Here is a 25,922-nt window from a genome sequence, read left to right as displayed (position 1 = left end):
CCCACCTGGAGGAGCCGTCCCTCACCACCGCCATCGTCCTGGGGGCCGACGGCACCCTCCGCCACCCGTCCGCCGATCTGCTCGCCCTGGGCGAGGGGGCGGACGACTTCTCCGGCCTGCTGGCCGGGATCACCGACAGGCTCAGCGGGCTGGACACCGCGCCGCCGGACTCCGCCGAGGAGACGGAGCAGGTTCCGCAGTCCGGCCTCGATGTCGACGAGATTCCCGCCACGGCGTCCCAGGCGGACGGTGAGATGCAGCCGCCCGCCCGGCTCCCCCGGAGCTTCGCGCAGGACAAGCGGTTCCCGATGGGGCTGTTCGCCACCCCGGTCTCCCTGGCCGGATTCCGGTTCGACGCACAGCCGCAGCCGCACGACCCGGCGAAGGAGGCCGCGCACGCCACAGGCGGGCTGCGAGGCCTGGACACGTACGACACGCCCGCCGACGCCATCGCCGGTCTGCTGCCGGCGGACGCGCCCCTCGGCCTGCCGGTGGCCGTCCGTGCGGAGATCCACCGGTTGGTGGATCTCCACCGTCCGCGCGGCTTCGTACAGCGGCTGCTGGGCGCCGGGCTGACGCTGAAGGTGACGGCCCAAGGCCGCGAGTACGAGATCCATGTCGCGCTGCGTGATGTCGACCGCGAGAAGGCGATCGTGGTCGAGGAGGACTACCAGCCGTTCAGCCAGCGGGTCCAGCCGCCCACCCAGAAGAACATCGGCAATCAGGAGTCGTACCGCCAGGCGTTCAGCTCCCGCAGCATGGGCCACTCCTCGGACAACGCCGTCAGCCTCGGCGACTCCGGCAAGGCCCTCGCGGCGGTGGTGGGCATTTCACCGCAGCTCAGCGCCAAGGTGAAGTCCACGTCCGGCGAGAGCAGCACCGCGCAGGACCTGTTCTACGCCAACCCGTCGGTGGGCCTGGACGGGACGCTGACGCACTTCTCCCTCCCCGACGTCTCGCTGCAGGTCCGCACCACGCCGCGCGGCGGGAAGACGACCGTGCTCGCCAAGCCGGGCGATCTCGTCGTCGCCTTCCCGACCGAGCTGACCTCGGAGGAGGCGAACACGCCGAGCACCCCGTGGGCGAGCGAGAAGCTGCCGGCGAGCGTGCCGGAGAGCGTCTACACGCAGCTCAACGAAGAGCTGCTGCGGGCCTTCCCCGTCGCGCAGGAGGTCGGGGGCCTCGAAGACGCCCACGAGGCGCTGTTCCGCGCGTACCAGGAGGCCCGGTCCGGCACGGATCTGCACGAGTACGTGCACAACCGGCTCAGCGAGATGACCGTCATGGCGGACTTCACGCGGATCATGGGCGGGGACACCAAGCTGCCGACGTTCCGGATGGCGAACGGCGAGACCCTGGCGATGACGCTGCGCGGGTCCCTGCTCTCCGCCGAGCAGACGGGCGACGCGACGGACATCCCCACGACCATCAACGCCCGCAAACTCGCGCTGCGCGGCGGCACCTCCTCCGCCGGCAGCGGCCGTTCGCTCACCGCCGGCGTCACGCTGGCGCCGAACACCCAGGGCGCGACGCTCAGCGGCAAGAGCGCGATCAGCGTCGAGGCGAGCACCAGCGCGGGAGGCTCCACGTTCTACGACGTCGGCGGCGGCCACTGGCAGACGGTGCGGTTCCACGGCGACACCGTGCCGTTCGAACTGGTCGTCCGGCTCGACATGGCCTCCGAGGTGTACTCCGGGGCGCCCCACGCCCGCCCGACGTCCCGGGAGCACTCCGCGGACATCCGGGTCGTCGTACGCGTCCCCGAGCAGCATGCCGAAGGTTTCCGTAAGGGGCTCGACCGGATCATCTCCGCGGCGAAGAAGCCGGCCGCCACCACCGCGTCCCCGCGGCAGAGCGGCCCGCTCACCCAGGACCCCACCGCCGGCACACCGGCCACCACCGAGGCCGAGGAGCAGACGGAGCAGCGGTACGAGCCGCCGGCGGAACTGACCCGGCCGACCGGGCCGCTCGGCGTGTTCGCGCCCGCCGGCCTCTCCGGTGCCCGAGGCATCCGCAGCGCGCTGGTGCACGCACTCCAGGTGGCGGAGAAGCGTGCCGGTATCCCCGCGTGGAACCCGGAGGAGATGCGGGAGCGGTCCACCTTCCTGGACACCTACTTCCACTCCGATTCGCTGAACACCCAGCAGACGGATCTGTTCTCGGACAGCGGTATCTCCCACACCCAGACCCGGCAGCTCGCCGACAACTCGGTGGAGGTCGTGGTCTACCAGGTGCGGGGCAGGCGCGTCCTCGTGCCCGGCACCGGCACCGCCGTTCCCGTGGGTGCCATGCCCTCGGACAACACCGGGTTCGACCATCAGCCCGCCTGGATGCTCGACGGCGGCACGTCCGTGAACAGCGGCGCCGGCATCAGCCTGAACGTCTCCGCCACCGCGAATGCGGGCTCGACCGCCACGGGCGGCTATGCGGCCGGCTCGACCGCGTCGCGCACGGACGCCCGGAACCAGACACGCTCGTACTACACCTACCGGCTGGACGGCCACATGCTGCCGCCGTCCGACGAGAACAAGAACGTGCTGTTCACCTTCGAGACGGAGCTGACGCCGTCCGTCACGGTGTACCGCCTGAAGCCGCAGGGTGTGGTCAACCGGGCCGAGCGGGCCCTGGCCCGCACCTGGGCGAAGTGGGACGGCAGTTACGTCCCGAGCGTCACCGAACCGCAGAGCCACACCGAGCCGCCGCTCAAGGGCGAGGGACGCTGGCTGGTCCCGCTCCGGTCCGCCCAGGAGCAGTCCGCCCCGAGGCCGACCGAGCCCGTCCTGGAGCACGGGGACGACCCCCGTACGCTCGTCCAGCGCGACCGGGTCATCGATGTGCTGGGCGTCTCCCAGGTGCGCGAACACGTCGCCAAGGTGCTGCACGAGGAGTTGGGGGTGCCGAGGGCGCTCGCGGAGCTGCAGGTCCAGTCGCTGGTCTCCGCCGACCAGCTCATCGCCGTGCTGAACACCGCGTCGCACTCCACGGCCGGCGGGTTCTTCCTCGACGGGACGTTCACCGACAAGCGGTTCCGGCTGGCGCTGGAGGCGGAGGTCTCCGACATCACGGAGGCCGGCGACGGCCCGGTGCTGCTGAACACGATGAACGCCCATGAGAACTCGACCGGGTTCGTCAGCGGGCACTCGGTGACGACCGCCAACCCCTTCCGCAACCGCAGCCACACCGGCAGCCTGACCGGCGGCTCGGGTGCCCTGGCGTTCGGCGGCTCCTACACCGCCACGGTGTCCGACAGCCGCGGACGCGGCCACTCCCACATCCGGAACATCAACCCGGGCCACTTCGTGATCCGCGAAGACGTGCCGCTCCACCTCCAGAAGGCGAAGGTCACCTGGAAGATCACGGTCGTCCGGGAGGACCACAACCAAGCGGGCACCTGGAAGCAGGAACGCGTCACCACCGCGCGGAACACGGACGCGGACACCACACAGGAGCAGGCGCGGCCCGTGGGTGAGCCGCTGGTGATCGAGGACGGCATCCGCTTCCTGCGCCAGCACCACCCGGCGACCACCGACCCGCAGACGTCGGGCTCCGACGCGGCCACGGCCACCACCACGGCCACACCCGCCGTCCCGGAGAAGCTGCGCTCGCAGGACCTGCCGCTGACCACCGTCACCGACACGCTACGGCCGGCGCAGGGCGACGCCCAGGCGCTGCACACGCAGATCATGAGCGAGCTGAACGCGCTGTTGGAGAAGCACGCGCCCGGCAGCCGGAACGCGCTGTGGGACCTCCACACCCCGGGCACCAGCCTCACCAACTGCCTGGACATCCTGCTCGACCCGCACTCGCTGATCAGCATGACCGACGCCCTGCGCGGCTCGGGCATCGTCCTGCACCCGTCGTCCTCGCGCGGCTTCCTCCACGAGCACCAGTCGGCGATCGTGCTGCGTCTCAAGCGTGGCGCCGTCGCGTCGCGCAAGGGCGCGCCCTTCTCGGGCACGGTGAGCAAGTACACCCAGTCCAACATCCGTTCGGAGGTGGCGTACAAGAAGTCGCAGGGCAAGAGCCACAAATTCGGACTGAACCTCTCCGAGTCCCTGCTCTCCCTCACCCGCGGCCGGTCGACGGCGCAGAACGCCACGCACAGCGTGGCCACGCGCCGCCACGACGCCCTCACCCTCAGCGGGCCGTTGGTCGCCTTCACGGTGGAGGACGTGCTGGAGATCTCCGTGCTGGACACCGTCCGCCTCTCCCCGCTCGCCGCTCCCCTCCGGCCGCTCGCCGCGCTCGCCCAGCCCGAGACGTACCGGCCGGAGGTCCGCGAGGTCCGGCTGACCGAGGAAGTGGTGGTCGCGGTCTCGGAGCTGGAGGGTCTGGCGACCGCCACGGAGGAGGACGGCGGCACGCCGCAGTCCGCCCCGACCGTCACCCAGCAGTTCCCCGCCTCCCTGCGTCCCGAGACCGACCACTCCATCAGCGCCGAGGATCTGGCGCTCAAGCGCGTGGTGCTCCAGATGGACCCGGAGGCGGTGGGCGCGCTCTCCGACGCGTTCCTCGACAACGCGGTCAACGTCGGCCCGTTGGCCAACCTCGCAGGACGCGGCAAACCGGCGCAGGACGTGCTGCGCAAGATCCTCAACGCCAACGTGTTCACCCATCTCGTGAACGAACACGGCATGACGGGTGTGCCGTTCGAGGTCCCGATCGACCTGCTGACGGTCGACGAATTCCTCGCGGACACGATCGGCCGGATCTCCCTGTCGATCCTCCCGGCCGAGGCCGGAACCTTCCGCGGTGCCCGCCCGGTGACCGTCGAGCGCAGCGACTACGGCTCCCAGCACAACGGCTTCTCGACGGCCCGGAGTCTGAGCACCGCCGTCGGCGCCTCCGCCGAACCGGGACACGCCTGGCCCCACCAGCAGAGCGGCAACGCCAGCGGCGGCCTGACCCACTCCCAGTCCCGGAGCGTGACCACCGGCAGCGGCGGCTGGAACATGCACCAGGTCGAGGGCACGGCGATGGAGACCTACCTCCACGACTTCGGCCGCTCCGCCGCGCGCGTGCGCCTCAGGATCGAGACGCGCAACGCGCTCGGCGCCTTCATCTGGGGCGGCAAGACCTACGACGCCGCCTTCCTCGTCGAGGACCTGCTGCAGATCGGCCTCACCCCGGTCGGCATGCTGCGCAACCTCGGCGATCTCGGCGGGCAGAACAAGCACGCCATCCGCACACCGTCCGGCTGGTACGTGCCGCCGCGCCACGCGACGGGCCCGGAGGACGAGCTGCTGCTCCAACTCCTCCACGCCGAGCAGGTGGACGCCGAGGAATCCACACTGACCTGGCAGGTCGAGGCGGTCGAGCACACCGGCGAGAACGTCACGGCCGCCAACTCCGACCACGTCGTCGCCTTCGGCACCGTCCTGACCCGCGACGAATTCGTCGCCACCTACGTCCGGCCGGAGCTGGACCGCGACCCGCTCACCCGCGGCCACCAGGTCAGCTGGGGCGCCACGGTCAACGGCCTCGTCCAGCTCACGGCCGCCGCCCCGCCGGTGGTGACGGAGGAGTCCGCGCACCACGGCGAGGGGCAGCACCCCGGACAGCACGACGCGAAGGTGCAGACCGACCCCGTCCTCAACCCCGAGGACGCGGCCCAGCAGGAGGAGCACCCGTCCGGGAAGCGGCTCCCCGCGAGCCCGTGGCGCGACCTCGGCGTGGACGACAAGCAGGCTTCGGTGCTGGCGCAGGAGAAGCTCCGGCCCCTCTCCGTACCGGCCGACGGTGACTGCTTCTTCCACGCGATCGAGGCCACGCTGCTCGCGCACGGCCGCCGGGACGATCTGGACCGGTTCGCCGCCACGGAGGTGCGCGAGGAGCTCAGCGCGAAGTTCGACGAGATGCTCATGGCGGACGGCGCGGACGACGCGGAGTTCTGGCACCAGCTGACGGCGCCGCTCTCCGATCTCTACCGGGGCGTCACCTCGGAGGAGCCGTCCTCTTCGGACCAACAGCTCGTGGGCCTTCTCAAGGACTATCTCGAACAGCACCCGGAGGACACCGAGGACGAGCAGCGCAAGGAACTGCGCGAGAACGTGGCGGGTGGATCCCTCAACATCCCCACCTGGCGCGAAGCCCTCAAGGGCTCCGGGGCCGGCGACGTGCTCGCGGAGCTGATCGCCACCCCGGGGCACTACAACTCCGTCGCCGGTGACCTCGTCCCGTTGCTGTTCTCCCGGACCTTCCCGGACCTCCCCGTCTCCCTCCTCCACGAGGACGCGGGCACCTGGAACGTCCTCAGTGCCGGCACCCTCGACGAGGGCACCCAGCCGATCCGTCTCGTCCACGTCCGTCTGGAGCAGGGCCAGGACCACTACCTGGCCACGGGGCCGGATCCCCAGCAGGAGGTGACGCCCGCCCCGCCGACGTCCTCCGCCCCGCAGGAGACGCTCACCCCGCCGGAGGTGACGGTCACCCCGCCGGAAGAGACGCTCAATCCGACGGAGGCCGCCTCGGCGTCCGCGACCGCGAAGGAGCAGCACCTCACCGCGCGGCAGCGGGAGAAGCAGCCCTTGCGTCCGACCGCGACCGCGCCGGAGACCGAGGCCGTCGAGAGCGTCCCGGCGACGGATGCGGCCACCACGTCGCAGAAGCAGCCGGCCGTCCAGGAGCCTGGCCCCTCGAAGCAGCTCCCGCAGCCGCCCGCGCGGTTCGACATGGGGCAGCTGGGCGCGTACGACCTGGTCGAGACACTCGGCACGAGTCAGGACCAGTTGGTCGAGGCGCTGATGGCCGAGCTGCGCGCGGCGTTCGGCGACGCGGCGGCCGAGAAGGCGCGGAAGCAGATCCTGCCCTACCTCGGCACGGAGAAGCTGAAGCCGTGGGTCTCCACCATGAGCCGTGGCGGTAAGCGGTACGTGCCGATCGAGATCCCGGGCTGGAAGGGTGAGATCGAGGTCGGTGTGACCTTCCGCGACGCGGAGACCACCGCCGTCCTGCCCAAGGTCGAGTTCGAGAACGGCGCGGAGTCCGCGTCCGGCGTCGGCCACCTCAAGGAGAGCGGCCGGTTCCTCACGTACGGCGCCGGGTTCCGCGTCCAGCTGCCGAGCGTGCGGATCGACCTCTCGACCGGCCGGCGGATCCAGAGCCCCATCGGTCAGGGCAGCGACCAGACCGACCGGATGTTCGCCCGCGCCAAGACCTCGATGCCCGCGCTCCAGGTCAGCACCGTCGCCGAGTTCACCTTCGACTTCTCCAAGGTGACGGCGACCGGCCTCGGCGAGCTCCGCGGCCAGGAGCTGACGCTGCCCGCGCAGGACGACGCCGGTGAGCGGTCCGAGACGCCGCAGGCCGGAAAGGTGCGCACCGTACCGGTGCCCGCGACGCTGCTCGTCCCGGACTGGACCGGCGCCTCGGCGAAGGACTCCGTCAAGGACGGCAGCACGGAGGAGAGCCTCGTCCGGCTGCCTCCGGCGCGCACACGTGACCTGCGGGCCGTCAGGGCCACGGACGTCGTCGTCGACGTGTACGCCGCCGACCTGTACGGCAACCGGCTGAGCGGAATGCAGGAGCTGCTCCGGCAGAAGGTGGCCGGCTACGCCTCCGTCGAGGAGATGGGTGAGGAGGTCTTCGGCGAGGACTGGCCACAGGTCCGTACGCAGCTGCTGACCCGCGTCGATTTCGGTGTGCTGCACGAGCAGCTCACCGCGACGATGAACGGCGAACCGCTGGAGATCCCGCTGACGGACGATCTGGGATCGGTGCTGTTCCAGACCGAGGTCGCGTCGATGTGGCACATGGGCGACACCGCCGAGACGGAGTTCAACGTCGGTACCGACGTCACCCGCACCGTCACCGGTGTGCAGTCGAAGGGCACCAGCTCGACGCAGACGGCCCGGGGCCAGGCCGCGCCGCTGGGCGAGCTGCCCGGCAAGCTCACCGGCCAGCTCCAGTGGCAGCAGGGTGAGGACCTCGTGGCGCAGGGCTCGCGCTCCAGCCGCACCGGCACCGCCACCAAGACGAAGGTGCCCGGTTCGCTCTTCGGCGGCGTGGCGCTCCTCCGTGTCGAGTTCGTCAAACGCGCCGGGGAGACGACGCAGGAAGCGGACGTCCCGGCCGTCACGCCCTCCGCCCAGGAGACGGCGCAGCCTCAGGAGATCCAGGAGACCGGGACGGTCGAGAAGACCGGGGCGACCGGGGCGACCGGACGGGTGGCCCGGTCCAAGGACGCCTTCACCACGCTCGGCTTCCAGTTCCTGACCGAGACCTCGCAGACCGAGCAGGTCACGATCGCGGAACTCCGCAGGCACGCGGACATCGTCGAGCCCGAGAAGACCGAGGAGAACGGGCAGCACGAGCAGACCGAGGAGTACGGGCAGCCCGGCGGCATCACCGCGTCCGAGCTGTCCGCGTGGACCTGGACGTCCTGGGGGAAGGCACTGGTCGACGCCGGGAAGGCGAAGAAACAGCGTCCCGAACCGACCAAGCGGACCCTGGGCCGCACCGTCTTCCGCGAGGGCGAGCAGACTTACGAGCCGCCGCTCGCGGTGTGGCAGCCCACGGCAGGCGAGAACGGACTCCCGGACAGAGCCGTGGTCCATGACGTGTTCCCCGGCGGCAACGTCGAGCTGATCCCCGAGGCGGCGCTGGAGCAGACACAGCCGGAGGCGACGCAGCCGCAGCGGGCACGGCCGCAGGAGACGAAGTCGATCCGTCAGCGGATCGACGCCATCGTCGACGCGCTCTTCACCCCGGAGGAGGCCGAACGCGTCCGGGCCGTCGTACACAGCGGCCTCAGCATCACGCGCTTCGCCGCCGAGCTGGGATGGCTCACCCGCGGCGGCAAGCTGCACAGCCTCCTGCTGAGCAGCCCGGACGGCAAGAAGCAGCGGGTCATCTCCGCTTCCCAGGGCACCATCCAGACCATGCGCTATCTGCGCACGGTGGACAAGGCCGACCTCAACCTGCTGAGCGAGACCGGGACCAGCAGCGCCCAGCGCCACCTGGTGTGGACGGAGCGCGGCTGGCAGGCGGCCGGCGGCTTCCACTTCCCCCTGTCGGAGGGGAACTCCTTCGGACCCACCCTCGGCGGGGGCAAGGGGCTCCGCAGCCGCCAGGGCGACCGGGCGAACGAGCAGACCAAGAGCGTCAAGAGCGTCAAGTACCGCGAGCCGATGGTGGAGTTCGCGGGCGAGGCGACGGTGGACTTCAGTGTCACCGACGAGAACGGCGTGGAGATCACGATCCCTCTGGAGGATCAGCTCGCCACCCTGCCGTTCATCGTGGCCATCCCGAAGGCACTGTGCACACCCACCGCGAACGGTGAGTTCGTCTTCCGGAAGGACAAGGCGCGGGCGGAGGCCAGGAAGCGGGAGAAGGCCCAGCAGAAGACAGCCGCCGAGACGTCCGGGAAGGCGCAGGCGGAGACCAGCACGGCGCTGAAGCCGGACGCCCCGAAGGCGCAGCCGGTCCACCCGCCGCTGCGGGTCATCCGGTCGCAACTGCTGGACCCGGCCGACCACGTGCTGAGCCTGGGGACCGGGCGGTGGCCGCTGCTCGCACTGGCCACGGAGCTGAAGCCGCTCTTCGGCACGGCCTGGCCGGAGGCCGCGGCCCAGCTGTCGGACCACCTGAACCTGCGGACCCTCCAGCCGCTCGTTCCTCAGCTCAGCCACCGTCCGAACGAGCTGGAGCCCATCGTGGTGCGGGCGGGCGGCGTCACCGCCGTGGTCTCACTCACCGGGATCGACGTCGGCAACTTCCACGACCCTTCCTACGTCGAGAAGTTCGAGACGGAGACCGGCACGGACCGGACGGCCGGCAGCGGCTACATGAAGGACGAGCGCAGCCGTACCCGGAAGGTCTTCGACGCGGTCGCGAGCGCCCCGTTCGTCACACCGCAGTACACCTACACCCACACCAAGGACACCAGCGTCGGCCACGCCCTGGACTCGGGCAACGCGTCCACGGCCAAGGGCAAGACCACGGAGCCGTACTACACGTTCCACGGTGACGTCACGTTCCGTTTCGCGGTGGAGGTGATCAACCCGCGGCCGCCGGAGCAGGGCGAGGAGCAGCAGACCGGGGAGAAGCCGCAGACGCAGGCACATCCGGAGGCGGCGGAGAAGGCCCGGGAGTGGCCGAAGACGCCGAAGGAGATGGTGGCCTACCTGAAGGACCGCCTCGCCAAGCCCTCGGCCCACGTCGTCGTCGACGCCAAGGTCGCGGCGGTCATGGCCTTCCCCGCGCGTGAGGTCACCGACGCCAACGGCGCCCTGGTGTCCGGCCACATGTGGTCGCGGATCGGTGTGCCCCGGCGCATCAAGGACACGGCACGCCTCGGCAACACCGACATCGTCAACCAGGTCACCCTGCCGGAGCACATCGCGGACACCACCGCCCTGCTCGACGGACTGGACCGGCAGGGGAAGCGGGTCTTCGGCCGGAACTGGCCGACGGTCAAGCGGCAGCTGGGGACCGAGCTGACCACCACCGCGATGGCCCAGAAGCTCCGCGGGATGTCGGCGGACGAGCCGTTCCGCATCGAGGTCGACGGCGGCTACGTCCTCGTCACCGCCGGTGTGGAGAAGGTCGAGGAGGAAGAGGCCGGCGAGGGCTTCGAAAAGAGCCTGAAGGCCGGTGTGCAGACCGGCGAGACCGAGTTCACCGCCGGCACCGACGTGGGCCTCGGCGTGGGCTTCTCCGACGGTGTGGTCGCCGCCGCCGGCGGCACCGCCACCAGCCACAACGTCGGTGTCACCGGCAGCATCTCGGCCGCCGCCGGCGTCAACGCCGTGATCGGCGGGAACGTCACGACGAGCAGCGGCGAGGAGGTGAACTCCACCGGTGGCACCACCGCCAAGTCCGTGATGACCACCAAGAGCAAGCAGCCCTCCGCCCTCCACCGGGGCAAGGCGGTCCTGTTCTTCCGGATGCACGCGACGGACACCGGGCTGTACCGCCGGGCGCTGCGCGCCCGTCACCGGATCCAGGCCCGTCTCGTCAAGGAGCAGCAGGAGCGGACCGGCCGGGAGCTGGCGCAGGCCAAGGCGTCCGTCGCGGCCCAGCAGGAATCGGGTCAGGTCCAGGAGACGCGCGCCCCGCAGACGGCCCCGGCATCCCGCCGGCTGTCGCTCGGCGAGCTGCGCAAGGCGCTGCGGACACTGCGTTCGGCCACGGCATCGGCCACTCCGCAGGAGCTGGTCGCCATGTACACCAAGCGTCAGGAGCGGCTGCGGGAGCGGCTGACCGATCTGCTGGTGGCGGGGCAGGGCGAGGCGATCGGCACGGTGTCGGTCGACTTCACCTTCACGACGGAGGACGTGGCGCCGGTCGAGGAGGAGTTCTGGAAGACGGTGCGGCCCGCCGACGACTGGGTGATCCGCAGCTTCGACTCCGTCGGCGGCATCCCTCAGATGCTCTCGGACGGCATCGGCGAACACTTCGACGCGATCCACCGGAGCAAGTCGGCCCTCTCGGCCTGGCAGCAGAAGGCGCAGCAGTACTTCAGCCGCGAGCAGCTCATGGCGGGCTTCGTGGAGCTGTCGTCCGTGGAGGTACCGGACGGCATCAGGAAGATGCTCCAGGACCCCGCGAAGGCCGAGGCGGACCTCAGGGAGACCCTGGGCGGCGAGGGCTGGACCGCGGAGGAGATCGACACGGCCGTCGCGGCGGCCAAGGCCGACGCACAGCAGGTCAAGGCGCGGCTCATCAAGGCACCCGGCCTCGACCTGCGGTACGACAAGCAGCTCGGGGTGCCGGACGATGTCTGGAAGGCCCTGGTGGGCCCCACGCGGGCCGCGATGAACCTCACCAAGGCCCTGGACGGCAAGGTGAAGGCGCCGAAGGAGTTCGCCAAGGCCGTCGAGAAGGCCGAGGCCGCCGCGCAGGCGGCCCGGGAGCTGATCGAGAAGGCCAAGAAGGCCGCGCAGGCGGCCCAGGAACGGGTGGAGAAGGCCGAGGAGGCCGCCCGTCGGCAGCTCGGCAAGGTGCCGGAAGCGGCTCGCAGCCACGGCCCCCGTATTCCGGTGCCGGCCGAGGTCTGGACGGCGCTCGCGCACCTCGCCGGGACCGTGACGCACCTCGCGACGGTCCTGAAGGACGACAGGCCCACGCAGGAGGAGACGGACGCGGCCGTCGAGGCGGCCGAGGCCGCCTTGCAGCAGGCCAAGGAGCAGCTCGCGAAGGCCGCGAGCTACGGCCAGCACCTCCGGGTGACGGCCACCATCGACCTGCCCGACCCGCTGCTGCTGGACCGGATCGACGAGAAGGCCGAGGTGGCCCAGGGCACCGAGGCCGGACACCGGTTCGGTACCACCCACCACCGCACCGGGCAGCTGTCGGGCCAGGGCACCGCCGGCGTCTCGTTCGGCGCACCCGGCGTCGACTCCCTGCGCATCACCGGAAACCTGGGCGGCGGCCGCTCGACCCGCGAACTGCACAGCCAGAACGACAGCGGCCGGGTCATCACCGGCACCAAGACGAAGCGGGCGCAGGAGATCCGCAGCGGTTCCGCGCGCGTGACGTTCTGGTACTTCCGGGGCGACGAACTGCTGGGCTCGAAGCAGGGCATGACCCCCCTGACGGTGTCGTTCCCCTGGGACAAGTCCGCCCCCAAGGAGGACGCGGACCGGGCCGGGAAGAAGGCCGAACAGGCGAAGGAGCAGCAGGGAGCGGCGCAGGAGCAGGAAGAAGCGACGGCTCAGCAGACGGCGGCGCAGGAGCAGGCCGGGCAGAAGGAGGAAACGCAGCGGGAACGCGGCGCGCACCGCCCCACCCCGTTCCGCACCTCCCTGGAGACCATCGAGGAAGCCGCGGCGGAGGAAGAGGAGCAGTTCGGCGCGGCAGACAGCACCGCGACGCAGGCAGTGCTCCCGCCGCCGGTGGCGCCGGAGAGCGCGGCCCCCGCCACGTCGGCGATGCCCGAGGCAGCGGAGATCGCCCCGGCCACGGAAACCACTTCGGTCACGGAGGCCACCCCGGCCACGGAGACGGCGCCCCCCAGCCCCCACGACGTCCGCGAGACGTACACGATCCACTTCAAGCAGAAGAAGGCCGAGAACGTCGAGGGCCAGGAAGCGGGGACGCAGACCGAAAGCCTGGAAGAAGCGCTCGAACGGCTGGACGACGCGCTCACGGCCATCGCGCTGCGCCTGCTCTCTCTCGGGGTGAGCACCAAGCGGCAGGGCACCGCACTCCCCCAGGCGCAGGTGACCGTCTTCGGCTCCGGACCGTGGCCGGTGACCGGCTCCACGGAGCAGCACACCGGCAAGTCGCTGACCGCGTTCCTCACCGAGCGCCTGCGGGAGAAGGCCCGTGAATTGCTCCGCGATGAACCGATGGAATCCGGGGAGTCTTTGTCGGTCGAGAATATTTCGATCACGCAGACGGAGCCACATCAGGTCGCGGGCAACTTCGCCGCCGAGATCACTTTCCACCTTCCTGGTGTGAGTGACGCGTTCCTGAACGAAGACACCTATGTGGAAACACTGTCATCAGCCACGTTCCGGAAGTCCCAGATCCAGAGCAGGCGGTTCATCAGCACGAGTGACCGGCACATCGGGCGGGTGTTCCTAGCCGCAACCGAATCCAACGAAAAGAGCTTGAGTCACACCGGTGTCGACCTCACCCACCCCCTCTTCCCGCACTTCGTCGGTGAGGGAGAGAAACCCCGTACGTGGGGGGAAGTTCCGTGGGACCCGGCACGACACCTCTACGTGGCCATGGCACACGCCGATCCCGGCTGCGTCCAGTTGGTTTTCACGGAAGAGCGGAACGCCACCTATGACGACGTCTCAGGGAAGACGCTCGCTGACATCCTGAACGACCGGGACAGCCTGTGGGGCATGAACGAGCTGCCACAGATCATTCTCGTGGCGTGCTCGGCAGGTGTCACCACGGGAGCACCGGGAACCGGTACCCCTGGAGTGAACGCCGCCCAGGAAGTGGCCGACAGGACCGGTCTGGAGGTGTGGGCCGCCACCACCGAGGTCGTGGCGGTCACCGACTCCGACAGCTTCCTCGGGCTCCGCTCCGAGGATGATTCCGCGCTCGGTGAGTGGAAGCGCTTCATCCCGCATTCCTGGACCAGGTCTTCCCACCCGTACAACGAAGAGCTTGAGGTAAGTTTCGGGAATATCTCGAAACTACTGAGCGAAAGCCTTCTGGGCGATCCGGTGAAGCAGTGGCAGGACGCCGTTGAACTCTGGGACGAATGGAACGAGCTCCTGAAGGAGTCCCTCCTTCAGGCACCCCTGGATTACGCGGCACTCAATTCCTACGCCACGAATCCGGCGGCTCTGAGTTACCCAGCCGCGGACCCGTCCCTCCGGCGGAACCGGGCCCTCGCGGTATGGGCCCGGCAGCAGATCCTGAAGCTTCAGGCGCTGCTCGACAGATTCCCGGAAGACCTCAAAACTCCGGAACGTTCCCCCCAGGACGTACGCGAGGAAATTGACGACCTGGGAACCCAGCTCGCGGAAACGGTCCGCACCTGGAACGAGGATCTGGGGGACAGCATCGAAAGCCTCGTCATGTCCTCCGAAGAACTTGACGAGCACCCTGATCCCGAATACGAAGGCCAGTTCACCGAGGTCGTCGACGGTGACGAATCGCCCCTCGCTTTCGAGGGTATAAGCGCCGACGTACCGCCCGCCGGATTCGACTTCCCGCCGCTGCCCTCCGAGCTCACCGCACCCACCTGGACAGGGCAGGACGGAGACTTCGAGGAGGACAGCTCCTCCACCGACTTCGAACCGTCGGCCGAGAACACCGATCGCGTCAGCCCCTCAGCCGCATTCTGGGAATTTGATTTCCCCCTGCCGTCCGACGAAGTCACCCTCTCTCAGGGAGGGCAGCACAACGGATTCACGCAGGACAACCCGTCCAACGACTTCGACCAGGAAAGCGCTTCCCAGGACGGAGAAAACACCCCCCAGGAATGGTTGCCCACTCAGCTCCCCTCTCCGCCCGACGTCACCCGGCCGAGGACGAAGAGCACCGCGCAGACGACAGGGCAGCAGCCGGCGGAGCAACCGTCGGTTGAGCACAGCGCACCGCTGACCGGCGTCTCCACCGCCCACAGCGGGCAGGAGCCGGCGAGAGTGACAGACGCCTCGCTGGACGCCACCCGCCTGGAAGACAGCATGGTGAAGAAGCTGCTCCTCGGAGGGTTCCCGTCTCCCTCCAGGACAGACCTCTCCGGAGGCACCCCCGAGGCCAAGGCCGACGCGGACCTCGCAGCCACAGAGCTGGCCCAGCTGCCCCAGCACACCGGCACGGTGCGGCTGCGGCTGCCGCTCACGGACTCTCGCCTCGCCTTCCCGGAAACACCCCGCTCGCTGGGGCTGGGCGCTCCCCTCTCCGTGGGGCAGGAATTCGACCTCTCTCTCGCTGTCGGCGGTACGGGGAAGAACCCGCACAGCACCGGCACGGTCGAGGTCATCACCTCGTCGCTCCCCCACTCCTCGACGAGTCCCCTCTTCGGCGGGAACCAGGACGCGGCGGTGATCTTCCCGGCCGGGACCCGGGGCATCGTGACGTCCATCGAGAGCGCACCGGAGCTGAGCACGCCGGAAAGCCCTGGTTACCGCGTACACATCGCCCCGGTGACGGAGACCGAGGAACCCGTCGAGGTGGCACCGCTGTCCGACAGCTTCACCGACCGGATGGGGCCGTTCGTGCCCCACTGGATACACCGCTTCGACGCCCAGCGCTTCCTGCTCGGCGACGGGACACGGCTGACCCGGCTGACCGTCCGTATCCATCTGAAGGCCGCCGTCCCCGTGGAGAAGGACGCCGACTCCACGGAGAAGGACGCCGCCCTCCCAACGCCTGAGCAGGTGGAGGAGGTCCAGCGACGGGCACAGGAGATGCTGCGCGCCGTCCACAACATGGGGCACCGCTTCCCCGACGGCGACCGGGTGGAATTCGCGGTCGAATTCACCCCGGACGCGGAAAGCGCGCACCACGAGGTGAGCCTGCTGCTCGGTAGCGGCCGCGAGGATGCCCTCACCTGGTACACCGAGACCGAACCGATGGTTCTGGTCCACGAGCTCAGCCACCTCTTCGGCGGCTGGGACTGGTATCGGGAGGGCGCGCCGCGCCCGGTGGACGAGGACGGCACGATCATGGCCGGGCTGGACCTCGACGCACGCGGGAAGATCGACCTGAGCGCCGACCTCCCGGCGAAGGCGGTCGCTCTGACACCGAACCTGCGGTGGCTCCCGTATGAGCTGAAGAGCATCTGGGTGGCGATCGAAACTGCCCGGATGCGCCGGGCGGTCGAGCGAGGTGTGGCCTCTTCGGTCGCCTCGGCGCGGGAAAAGCTCCGTCCGAAGCAGCGCCCGGACGGCGCTCCGACCCAGGTCAGGGTGCCACTCGACGTCCGGGAGCGGGTGCTCCTCGGTGACGCGCTCCACCCCGCGCTGATGGCTCCGCGCAATGGGGCCACCTACCGTGAGACGCCCACGCGGGTGGGAAACCGCAATCCCAACGGCACATTCTGGGCCGTTTACCCCTCCCGGGCCGAGACGGACCGCGCGCAGAAGGGACGTCCTCACTCCTCGGACGACCTCACGCGCACCCGGCGTGATGACCGCGTCCTGATGTTCCCGACGGAGATGACCGCCGACGAAATAATGGCCGCGGTCGAAGGTTCCTACCTCAACTGGTTGGAGAATGGGGGTAGTTGGCCCGAGAACGCCGGCCGGGTGACCTTCGAGGGGATCTCCCAGAACCTGCGCATACGGGGAGTGGTGAATGCCTTCGGCGAGATCACCGACTTCGAACTGCACGAGAAGCAGATCGACCCGGCGCACGGCGGGCATCCCCTCCAAGCCCCGCTGTACCGCCGCCTCCTGGACGAGCGCCCGGCGGGAAGCCCGCCACTGATCACCGCTTCCACCCACCAGTCCGTACTGTTCGGCGACCCGGACAAGGCCATCAGCGGCAGCTTCCTCCACGACGCCGAGACGCAGTACGCCTACGGCATCGACTACGAGGAGATCCCGGGGGCCGTCCTGGACAACGGCGCCCGGATGGTGAACGTGGCACTGCGGCAAACGACGTTCCCGAAGCCCAGGGAGCAGGCGGCAAAGGCCACGCCCGAAACGTCCGCGGGTCCCGAACGGTCCGCCAAGGCTCTCCCGAAGCAGCCCAGGGAAAGGCCCTGGTACAGCGCCAGGGACGCGGTATTCGGACACCGCCTGGTCTTCCCCGGGCATTGGCGTGGCGAGGATCTGTGGGACGCGATCACCAAGGCCCACGAGGACGCTCTGAGCAAGGGACAGTTCATCTGGGGCCCGGAACTCCCGGTCCGGCCCCAGGAAACCGCGGGGAGCCAGGCCGGCTATCTGTGGGTCGGCGAGTCCCACGGCGTACGCATGGTGGGGTACGTGCTGGCCGAACGCCTCGTCTGGGTCCGGCCGTCGTCGCACCAGCCCAGGAAGACGTGGGAGAACTGGCAGGACGACAACGCCCACGCCCTGGTGGCCCGGCAAGAGGGCTATGTGAACGTGGCCGACAACGGCCCGCGGGCTCAGGGACAGCCGCAGATGCGGCTGATGCGGGCCACGTACTGCGTGATCGGTGACGGTGTCGCACGTCTGCGCGACATGCGTGATCCACGCAACTTCCAGGTGCCCCCTGATCAGCTGTACGACACGGCCCGAAGGGTCTACCGGGAAGCGGTCCGCCAGGGACAGGACCTGGGCGTCCGGCTGGACATCGTGCTGTCGGCGCCCCTGGAGATGTCCGACCAGGAGGAAGCGCGGCTGAATCACCACCGCGACGAGATCCAACGGATCATCGACCGCGGGTACAACACGCTGCCGCGCACCGCCGGCCAGCCACTGGTGCGCTTCAGGCTCGTGGTGCGCAAGAGCGCGCAGGCCACCCCCGCTGCGCAGCTTCTCCAGACGTTCGACGCCATGGAACCGGTGCGCATGGCGAGAAGCCTCGTGGGCATCCCGGGCACTTCCGAGGCTGTCGGAAACCTGCTCGCCACGGTTCGGCAGACCATGCCGATGCCCCCCGCGGACCTGCCCGGGGCATGGAGCGCACCGGAGCTGACCGACGAAAAGGTCACCACGGCCCTCACGGACGTGGACCGCGCCCGCGACACGCGAGGTCTGTTCCTCGACCCGACATTCCCCGCGCAGTACTTCGCGTACGACGCCAGGAAACTGGCCCCCTTCGCGACCCCGGAGAACACCGCCGAGTACCTGCTCGCCCAGCAGGGTGCGCGCTTCGTCGCACAGATCCAGGAGGCCCAGAAGGCCCGGCAGGCGATGGCGTCCCCAGGAAACTCGACCCCCGAGAACCAACTGAAGATCGACAAGGGCGTGCAGGCCCTGAAGGACCTGCAGGTCCTTCGCCACCTGGTGAGGCTGGAGGTCCCGGCGAACCTGCCCGCCGGCCTCACCCCGGCCGAGCTGCGTCTGCTGGTCCACCGCACGGTGCGGCAGGGCGTGGCGCAGGGCCTGAACGAGCCCCTGCGCTCCCTCCGACTGACCGGCCACAAGAGCACGTTGTGGATCAGGACCGGCACGGGCGGCCATGTCGAAAGCTACTGGCTGGAAGACTTCGTGGAGCACTCCGGGGCCCACCAGGAATCCGACAGCGGGGAGAGCCTCGACGACGACCTCTCCTCCTCCGACGAGGAGTCCTACGAGACCCAGCAATCCGACAGCGGGGAATCCCTCGACGACGACCTCCCCGTCTCCGACGACGAGTCCTACGACCCCCAGGAATCCGACAGCGGAGAAAGCCTCGACGACGGCCTCTCCGTCTCCGACGACGACCTCTCCTCCTCCGACGAGGAGTCCTACGAGGGGCCGGCCCATTCCCCGCGGGCGCCCCGGAGCACGGGGGCCTTCTCCGCGCGGACCCCGGACGGAGCCCGCTCGCGGGCGCGGGACACGGAGCGCGCCCCCCACACCGACCTGCCGCAGAACGATCTGCTCGGCGGTGTCCCGCCGTACACCGAGCAGATGACGGAGGACCTCTTCACCTCGGGCGGGCCCACGGTCTCAACGGGCACGGCACAGCAGTCCCTCTCCATGAGCCCGGCCGCCTTCGACGCGCTGTACGAAATGGCACAGCACATCGACAGGGTCGAGAAGTACCTGGACCACATGGGCAGCCCTCAAGTCGCCTGGAACACCGAGAACCTCGCGGTGGGCCAGGCGCTGCGGCCCCTCCTCGAAGAGGCCGTCCGCTCCGGTGTCGCTCACGCGGAGCTGCTGACGAGGCTGCTGGCCGTCCTGGAGCCGGACGGTTCCCCGGCCGTCCCGTCCTCCGCCACGCTCTCGGCGCTGCGACGGACGGCCGGGCAGCCGGAGAGCGAGCCCCTGTGGGCCGGCAGGGTGCGCGCCCTGCTCGACCAGCTGCAGGCGGAGCTGCACCGGCCGGCCCCCGGGACGGACGCGTACCGGCGGTGGGCGCTCCAGGCACGCATGGGCGGGGCCCCCTCTCCCTCCGAGCTGTCCGAGCTGGCCTGGCAGTACATCCCGCTCCTGCCGTCGTCCGCGGAGGCCGGCGCGTCCCGCCCCCTGCACCGCGATCTCTACCGGGAGACCCTCCTGAGCCGTGTGAAGGAACTGGAGGAGCGCTTCGGTCTGCCCGCACTGCCCTCGCCCTTCGCGGACATCGACGAGGAGAAGCTGGAAGCGCTGTGGGAGGAGATCGAGGAAGCCGCACCGGTTCTGACGGAGGAAGCGGAGTCCGAGGACGGACTGACGAGCTTCCTGGCCCGCAGCTACCTGCGGAACCGCCTGCAGTTGTGGGAAGGTCCGGCGGTCACCCGGCTGTCGGGCGGGCAGCGGCGGCAGCTCACCGACCACTTCACGGCCGCACTCCGGCCGTGGCTGAAGGCTCACCACGGCCCGCGCGCCACCATGGCCGCGTACGCGGACGTGCCCCTGCCCGACGGCCTCACGCTGCCCGGCGGCTTCGTACAGCCGGGCGACGTTCAGATGGACGAGGACATGGATGTCCTCGACTCGCCGTTCCCCTCGGACGAGTCCCAGGACGTCGACATGGACTCCCCGAGCGGTACGTCGGAGAGCGGCAGCCTGTCGGACGACGAGGACGGTGAGTCGCTCGCCTCGCACGAGGGCGGACAGCTCAACCGGCATGCGGAGACGGAGCGGGCGCACTTCCCGGGTGCCAAGGTCTTCGCCTCGGCGCAGGAAGGTGCCGGTTACGGCGCCGCGGAGTGGAACGACCACACCCGGGCCCTGCCGGACCAGCTGAAGGACGCGCTGAAGGACTACGTCAACGGGCCGCAGCGGGAGGACGTCCGCCGTCTGCCCTTCGCCGTGACCGACATCCCGATCAAGGCACTGGCCCGGGACATGGACTCCGGCGCCGGCACCCTCACCCACTTCACCCGCGTCGTGCACGAGGAACACTGGGTGAGCCCGGACGAGCGGTACGACGACATCCTGACCGAGGACGTACCGACGCCGATGTCGGGGCTGGACTTCCTGACGCAGGCACTGGCCGCCACCGAGCGGCGGGTGCGGGCCCTGGACACGGCGCTGAGCAGCCATGCCGTTCCCGAGGACCTGGTCGTCGTCAAGGGGCTCGACGAGTACTACTTCCCCGATGCCGGTCAGGTGAAGGCCGGGCTGGTCGTCCGCGAGGGACGGTTCATGTCGACCTCCCTCGGGCCGGTCGCCGCGGACTTCGAGGACCGGCCGTACATCCTGCATCTGCTGGTACCGCAGGGGGCACCGGCCCTGTACCTCGGCGGGCTCACCTCGGCCGATGACCACGAACAGACCGCCGAGGACGAGCGGGAGCTCCTGCTCGCCCGCGGCTTCGACTGGCAGATCACCCATGTCGAGCCCGCCGCCCCCGGATCGGAGGGGCCGGTGCACCTCTACGGCCGGGTCCTTTCCGTGGCGCACAACGGGGCCTGGGAACCGGGCATCCCCGCGGAGCACCTGGAGTGGGCCCGCGGGCTCGTGAACCCCGTGATCCTCGGGACCGGCCCCCGGGAAGAGGCACAGCGCAAGGCCGTGCGTGAGGTGCGGGAGAACATCGCCCGGCGCCGTGGCACGTTCGAAACCGATGACGCGGCGTGGCACGAGGCCCACGCGCTGCTGAGCCGGCACGGCATCACTCTGCGGCGGGGCCTGCCCGGCGGCGGCCAGGCCAAGAGCGTGCCCCTGCCCGTTAGTACACGGGACTCGGGCGCCACCGGCGGCAGCCGGGAGACGCACACCGTGTACTTCGCGCCGCGCTCGAAGGAGCTGGTGGGCGATCAGCTCGCCAAGATCGAGCAGCTCGGCGCGGAGCTGGCGGAGCTGGTGCTCGCCAACCGCCGGGCCGGTCTCGCGGCACCGGAGATCGAGATCGTCGGCATGGGCAACAAGTCCTCGGAATCCGCCGCCCAGCGGGCCATGGAGGTCGAGGAGAAGCTGCGGGCGAGCATCGAGCAGCATCTCAAGGAGCATCCGGACAATCTGCTCCCGCTCAGGGCGGATTTCGTCCGCATCGCCCACCGGCCGGCCGAACTGCCCGGCTCCGGCCGCAAGGAAGAGCTGCGCCGGGCCGAGGTGACGGTGCACCGTGTCCCGCCGCACATATACCTGGGCGACACCGGCGGGCACACGCCGGTGGAGCAGCTGGCGCCGGTGGCCACGTCGCTGTACATGGTGTGGCTCGGCAAGAAGCCGCTGAGCGCGTCCGCCAAGGAGAACATCGCGGCGTGGCAGGCGAAGGTCGCGGAAGCCGACGGCTGGGAGCTGGTCTTCCTCGCCGACGACGACTCCCGGGAGACGAACGGCGCCTTCTTCTCCGAGCTGCGCTCCTCGGGCAAGGTCCGGATCGAGCCGGCGAAGGAGTACTTCGGCAAGGCGAAGGCGGAGACCGGCGAACAAGACCTCGTGACGCGGGCGTGGAGGCTCTACGAGTACGCCCATGACGAGAAGGCGTACGCCATGGCGGCGGACGTCCTGCGTTACCTGGCCCTGTGGTTCAAGGGCGGCGTCTATTCGGACGTCGATATCGCCCCCGGCGCCGTCTCCCTGCCGGCCAAGGGCTTGTCCATGACTGCGGACGCACTTCCCTTCACCGCGCCCAGGTTCCAGGACTGGCAGGACTACCGGGAGATGCTGAAGTGGGCCGACGGCTGGCTGAAGGGCCAGGAGAGGCCGGCTCCCACGGAGACACAGGGGCCGCTGCGTAAGGTCGCCCAATACCAGTACCTGACAGGGCAGATCGGCAACAGTTTCCTCGTGACCCCCGCCAGGACAGGTTTCCTGACCTGGCTGCTGAAGGAGGAGCTCAAGGATCCGGAGGTTCTGAAGGTTTCCCAGATGGCGGGGAACCTCAACGTGAACGCCGGTGACCTGACCGGCCCCTGGTTCCTCCTGGCGAAGATGGCCCAGTACCTCACGAAGCAGGGCCTCCTGCCGGAACCGACCAGGTACTACGACTCCCACGTCTTCCACCTCGGACGTATCCAGCCCGACCCCGCGCAGCTGAGGCAGTGGAGCGAGCTGACGTGGCTCACCGCCGAGAGCGACACGCTGACGTACAAGCAGGAAGAACCCCGGTGGGGCCGGGTGGAGCCGTCGGGAGAGGACCGGCTCTGGGCCAAGGAGCAGGTGGAGTCGGCCATCGGCATCACCGGCCATGTCCCGGTCATGCAGAGCCTGATACCTCAGGTGATCGAGCTGGTGGCCCAAAAGCGCGCGGCCCTGGGCCCGGAGGCGGCGGAGCAGCGGGCATCGGATCTCGTCGACGAGGCGTTGGTCGAGAACGGCCTGTTGCCGAAGACTCCCTGGCCCAAGAACAGCACCGCGGCCCCGGCGCCCGAAGACCTCATCTGGGCGCAGAGCAAGGTCCGCACCCGTCCGGTTCTCGACGAGCCCGCGCCGAGCGCCGCCGGGTGGGCGGTGACCGCGAAGAACGTCCGGCAGCGCACCGCCCAACAAGCGGTGCTCACCGAGATCGCCCGGCAACGCCCCGCCCTGGAGCACAAGCCGGACGCCCTGAAGCGGCGGATCGCCGAACTGCTCGACGCGCACGGTCTGACGCCCTCGGGCGGCCTGCCCGGCGGCCTCCCCCCGGCGCAGCAGCCGCTCTCCGAGGACCCGGCGTCGGTGGCGAGCACCTCGGGCAAGGGCAAGGGCAAGGGCCGCGCCACGGCGGAGGACCTGGCCTTCCTCCACGCCGAGCAGCCTCCGCGTCCGGAGCAGTCGGCGCACCGTCCGGCGCCGGAGAGCACCGAGGAGGTTTCCGGGACGCCCGGACAGAGCTCGGGCGGCGAGGAGCGGCCGGCCCGTCCGGGCCCGGTCCCGCGGGTGGTGCGCTCGTCGTCGGGCACCGGCGCGATGGACATGGACCTCGACGACGAGACGGCGGGGCCCGGTCCGCTGCCGCCCGTCACGGCGGCAGCGCCGGCTCCGGTCACCGCACCGACGTCGCAGCACACCGCGCCCGCGTCCGACGACTCCGCGGTGCGGGAGATGTACGTCCTCAAGCCGGTGGCAGGCAGGCTCACCCAGGAGACCCTGGAGGATGTGGTCAACTCGCTCGTGCTCCGTCTGGCCGCCCTCGGCTCGACGACGCAGCGGCGGGGCACGCCGCTGCCGCACGTGGAGATCGCCGTCGCCGGGGACGAGGGTGTCGTCCTGCCGGAGACGGGGACCGACGCGCCGTACACCGCTGCGGCGCTGACGTCGAAGCTGATCGAGGACCTGAAGGCGGAGCGGCAGGAGCTGGTACCGGAGCACGCCGAGCACCTCCGGATCGTCCAGGTGCAGCCGGGCCGGACCACGGGCGCGCTCACCGTCGAGATGTCCATCGTCCTGCCCGGCGTGAGCGACGCGTTCCTCGGGGAGGACGAGAACCTGCCTCCGGTGCGGTCGCACAGCGGCCAGTACGTCTCCCTGCGGTTCCGCGACCTCCATCACACACGGATCGCGACCCGGCAGACCGGGGACCCGGCCGTCGACCGGGTCATCGGCCGGTCGTTCCACGCCTGGGGACACGACATCACCGAGACCTGGGACATCACCGCCACCGGTCTCGACGGCGGTTTCTTCCCGCACATGCCGCCGGGGAACGACAACGTCACGCCGATCGCGTGGGGAACGGTGGGTTGGGACCCGAAGCGTCCCATCTATCTGGCGATGACACACGCCAGGCCCGGCTGGTTCGAACTGGTGAGGTCGGAGGGTACGACGCACGAGGCGCTCGCGGCGGACGGCGCGACGTTCGGCGAGGTGCTCTCCCGGCGGGGGAGTCTGCACGGACTCAACCAGCTCGGCCGCCCGCAGATCATCCTCCTCGCGTGCGAGGCCGGTGCCGATGAACGGATGACCGGCGTCAACGCGGCCCAGGCGGTCGCGGACCGGACCGGAATGGAGGTGTGGGCCGCCACCACCGCCGTCTCGTCGGTACCGCCGCAGGACGGCTGGTACGGCTCCCCCGTCGGTCTGGAACTCACCGACGAGGGCCACTACGGCGAGTGGAAGCTGTTCGTCCCGAAATCCTGGACCAAGGAAGCACACCCCGCCCACGGGGAACTCGTGCAGAGCTTCGCGACGCTGTCGCGCCTGCTCCGCAACGAGACGGGCCCCGCGGATCCCCTGGCCGCCTGGCAGGAGGCGGTGTCCGTCTGGACGGACCTGGACTCACGGTTGCAGAGTCTCCTGACCACCTCGCAAGCGGCCGGACTGCACGGGACGGACGCCGAGGAACCGACGAGTTCGCACCCGTCCGCGCAGCCCACCCTGCGGCGGACCCGCGATCTGGCGCTGTGGGTCAACGATCAGCTGAATTCCCTGCACGACCTGCTCGGTACCGTGCTGCAGGATCTCGGTACCGCGGGTGAACTCATCGGCAGGCAGATGGACACCGCTCTCACCCGCCGGTTGGCCGACACGCGCAGCAGCGTGCAGACGTTGCGGAACAGCATCGTCCAGGAGCGGATCCCGCTGTGGGACTTCCTGCTGGGAGATCCGCACGACGCCGCTCGGACCACCCGTGACCTCAAGCTGTACGAGCAGCGGGAGCAACCGGACGAGCAGGGAGCGTCCGCGCCGCCGCAGCCGGTTGAGGGGCAGGACCCGACACAAGCGCCTCTGCCGGGGCCGTCGGCCACCGCTCCGCAGGAGCCCACGGCGATGGAGACCGACGACAGCCCGGTGGTCCAGGAGGCGCCCGGCCGAACGGCCGCGGTCGGGACCGAGGCTCTGCCGGAGACCGGGCCTCGGGTGTCCACTCCGTCCTTCACCGCCCCTCGTACGAGGAACGTGAAGCAGTCGGCATCCTCGTTCCGGACCGCTAACCTCGACGCGAAGCCGCTGGCCAACCTCGACGCCGAGCCGGTCACCGCACAGCCGTCGGGGCGGAAGCCCGCCCCGGTCACCGCGCCCCCGGTCACGGCGGAAGAGGTCACGGGGGAGCCGGTCTCGAAGGAGGTGTCGGGCACCGTCCAGCAGGCGCCGGAGGTGCCGCTGGTGAACAACCCGGACAGGGTCCAGGGGCGGCTTCAGGTGACGGAGTGGCGTGGGACCGGTGAGGACGGCAGGGCCCTCGGTCAGCTCCGTTACCGGTTCGGCCGGTTGGACACCGTCTCCCTCCCGCCCGGCAGTCCGGTCACGCTGTTCGCGACCGGCGGGCAGGGCGGTCAGCCGCCGCGGGTGCTGCATCTGCACGAGGCCACCTGGGACGACGGTCCGTCCGACGAGACGGACCGGATCGTGCGCGCACTCCTGTGGCGGGTCATCAAGATCGCACTCGGTGACGACATCGACCCGGGCGCCGACCTCGTTCTGGCCCAGGCCAACGCGCCGGTGCTGACGCCCGAGCTGCTCGGTGTGTACGGCTTCAAGCAGGTCGAGAACGGCGGCGGTCTGTGGCACGCCCTTACCGGCGTGCTGAGCGCGAAGGTGAAGGAGCGGGAGCGACCGGAGGAGTTGGTCGTCGACAACTGCGAGACGCGCTGA

Annotated in this window: 1 protein-coding gene (only partly in view); it reads left to right on the top strand. The window is 70.1% G+C overall.

Going from position 1 to position 25,922, the window contains the following annotated elements; translation table 11 throughout:
- Positions 1-25,922, top strand: the 3' portion of a protein-coding gene (locus ACZ4M8_RS11530; RefSeq protein ID WP_467605788.1) for a protein-glutamine glutaminase family protein. Its footprint begins 12,877 nt before the window's first position; only the last 25,922 of its 38,799 coding nucleotides appear in the window; the start codon falls outside the window, past its left edge; it ends in the stop codon at positions 25,920-25,922.

This window comes from Streptomyces sp. NPDC027185 (genome assembly GCF_055567035.1).
The sequence above is the reverse complement of the archived record's forward strand: the minus strand, read 5'-3'. Positions and strand labels throughout refer to the sequence as shown.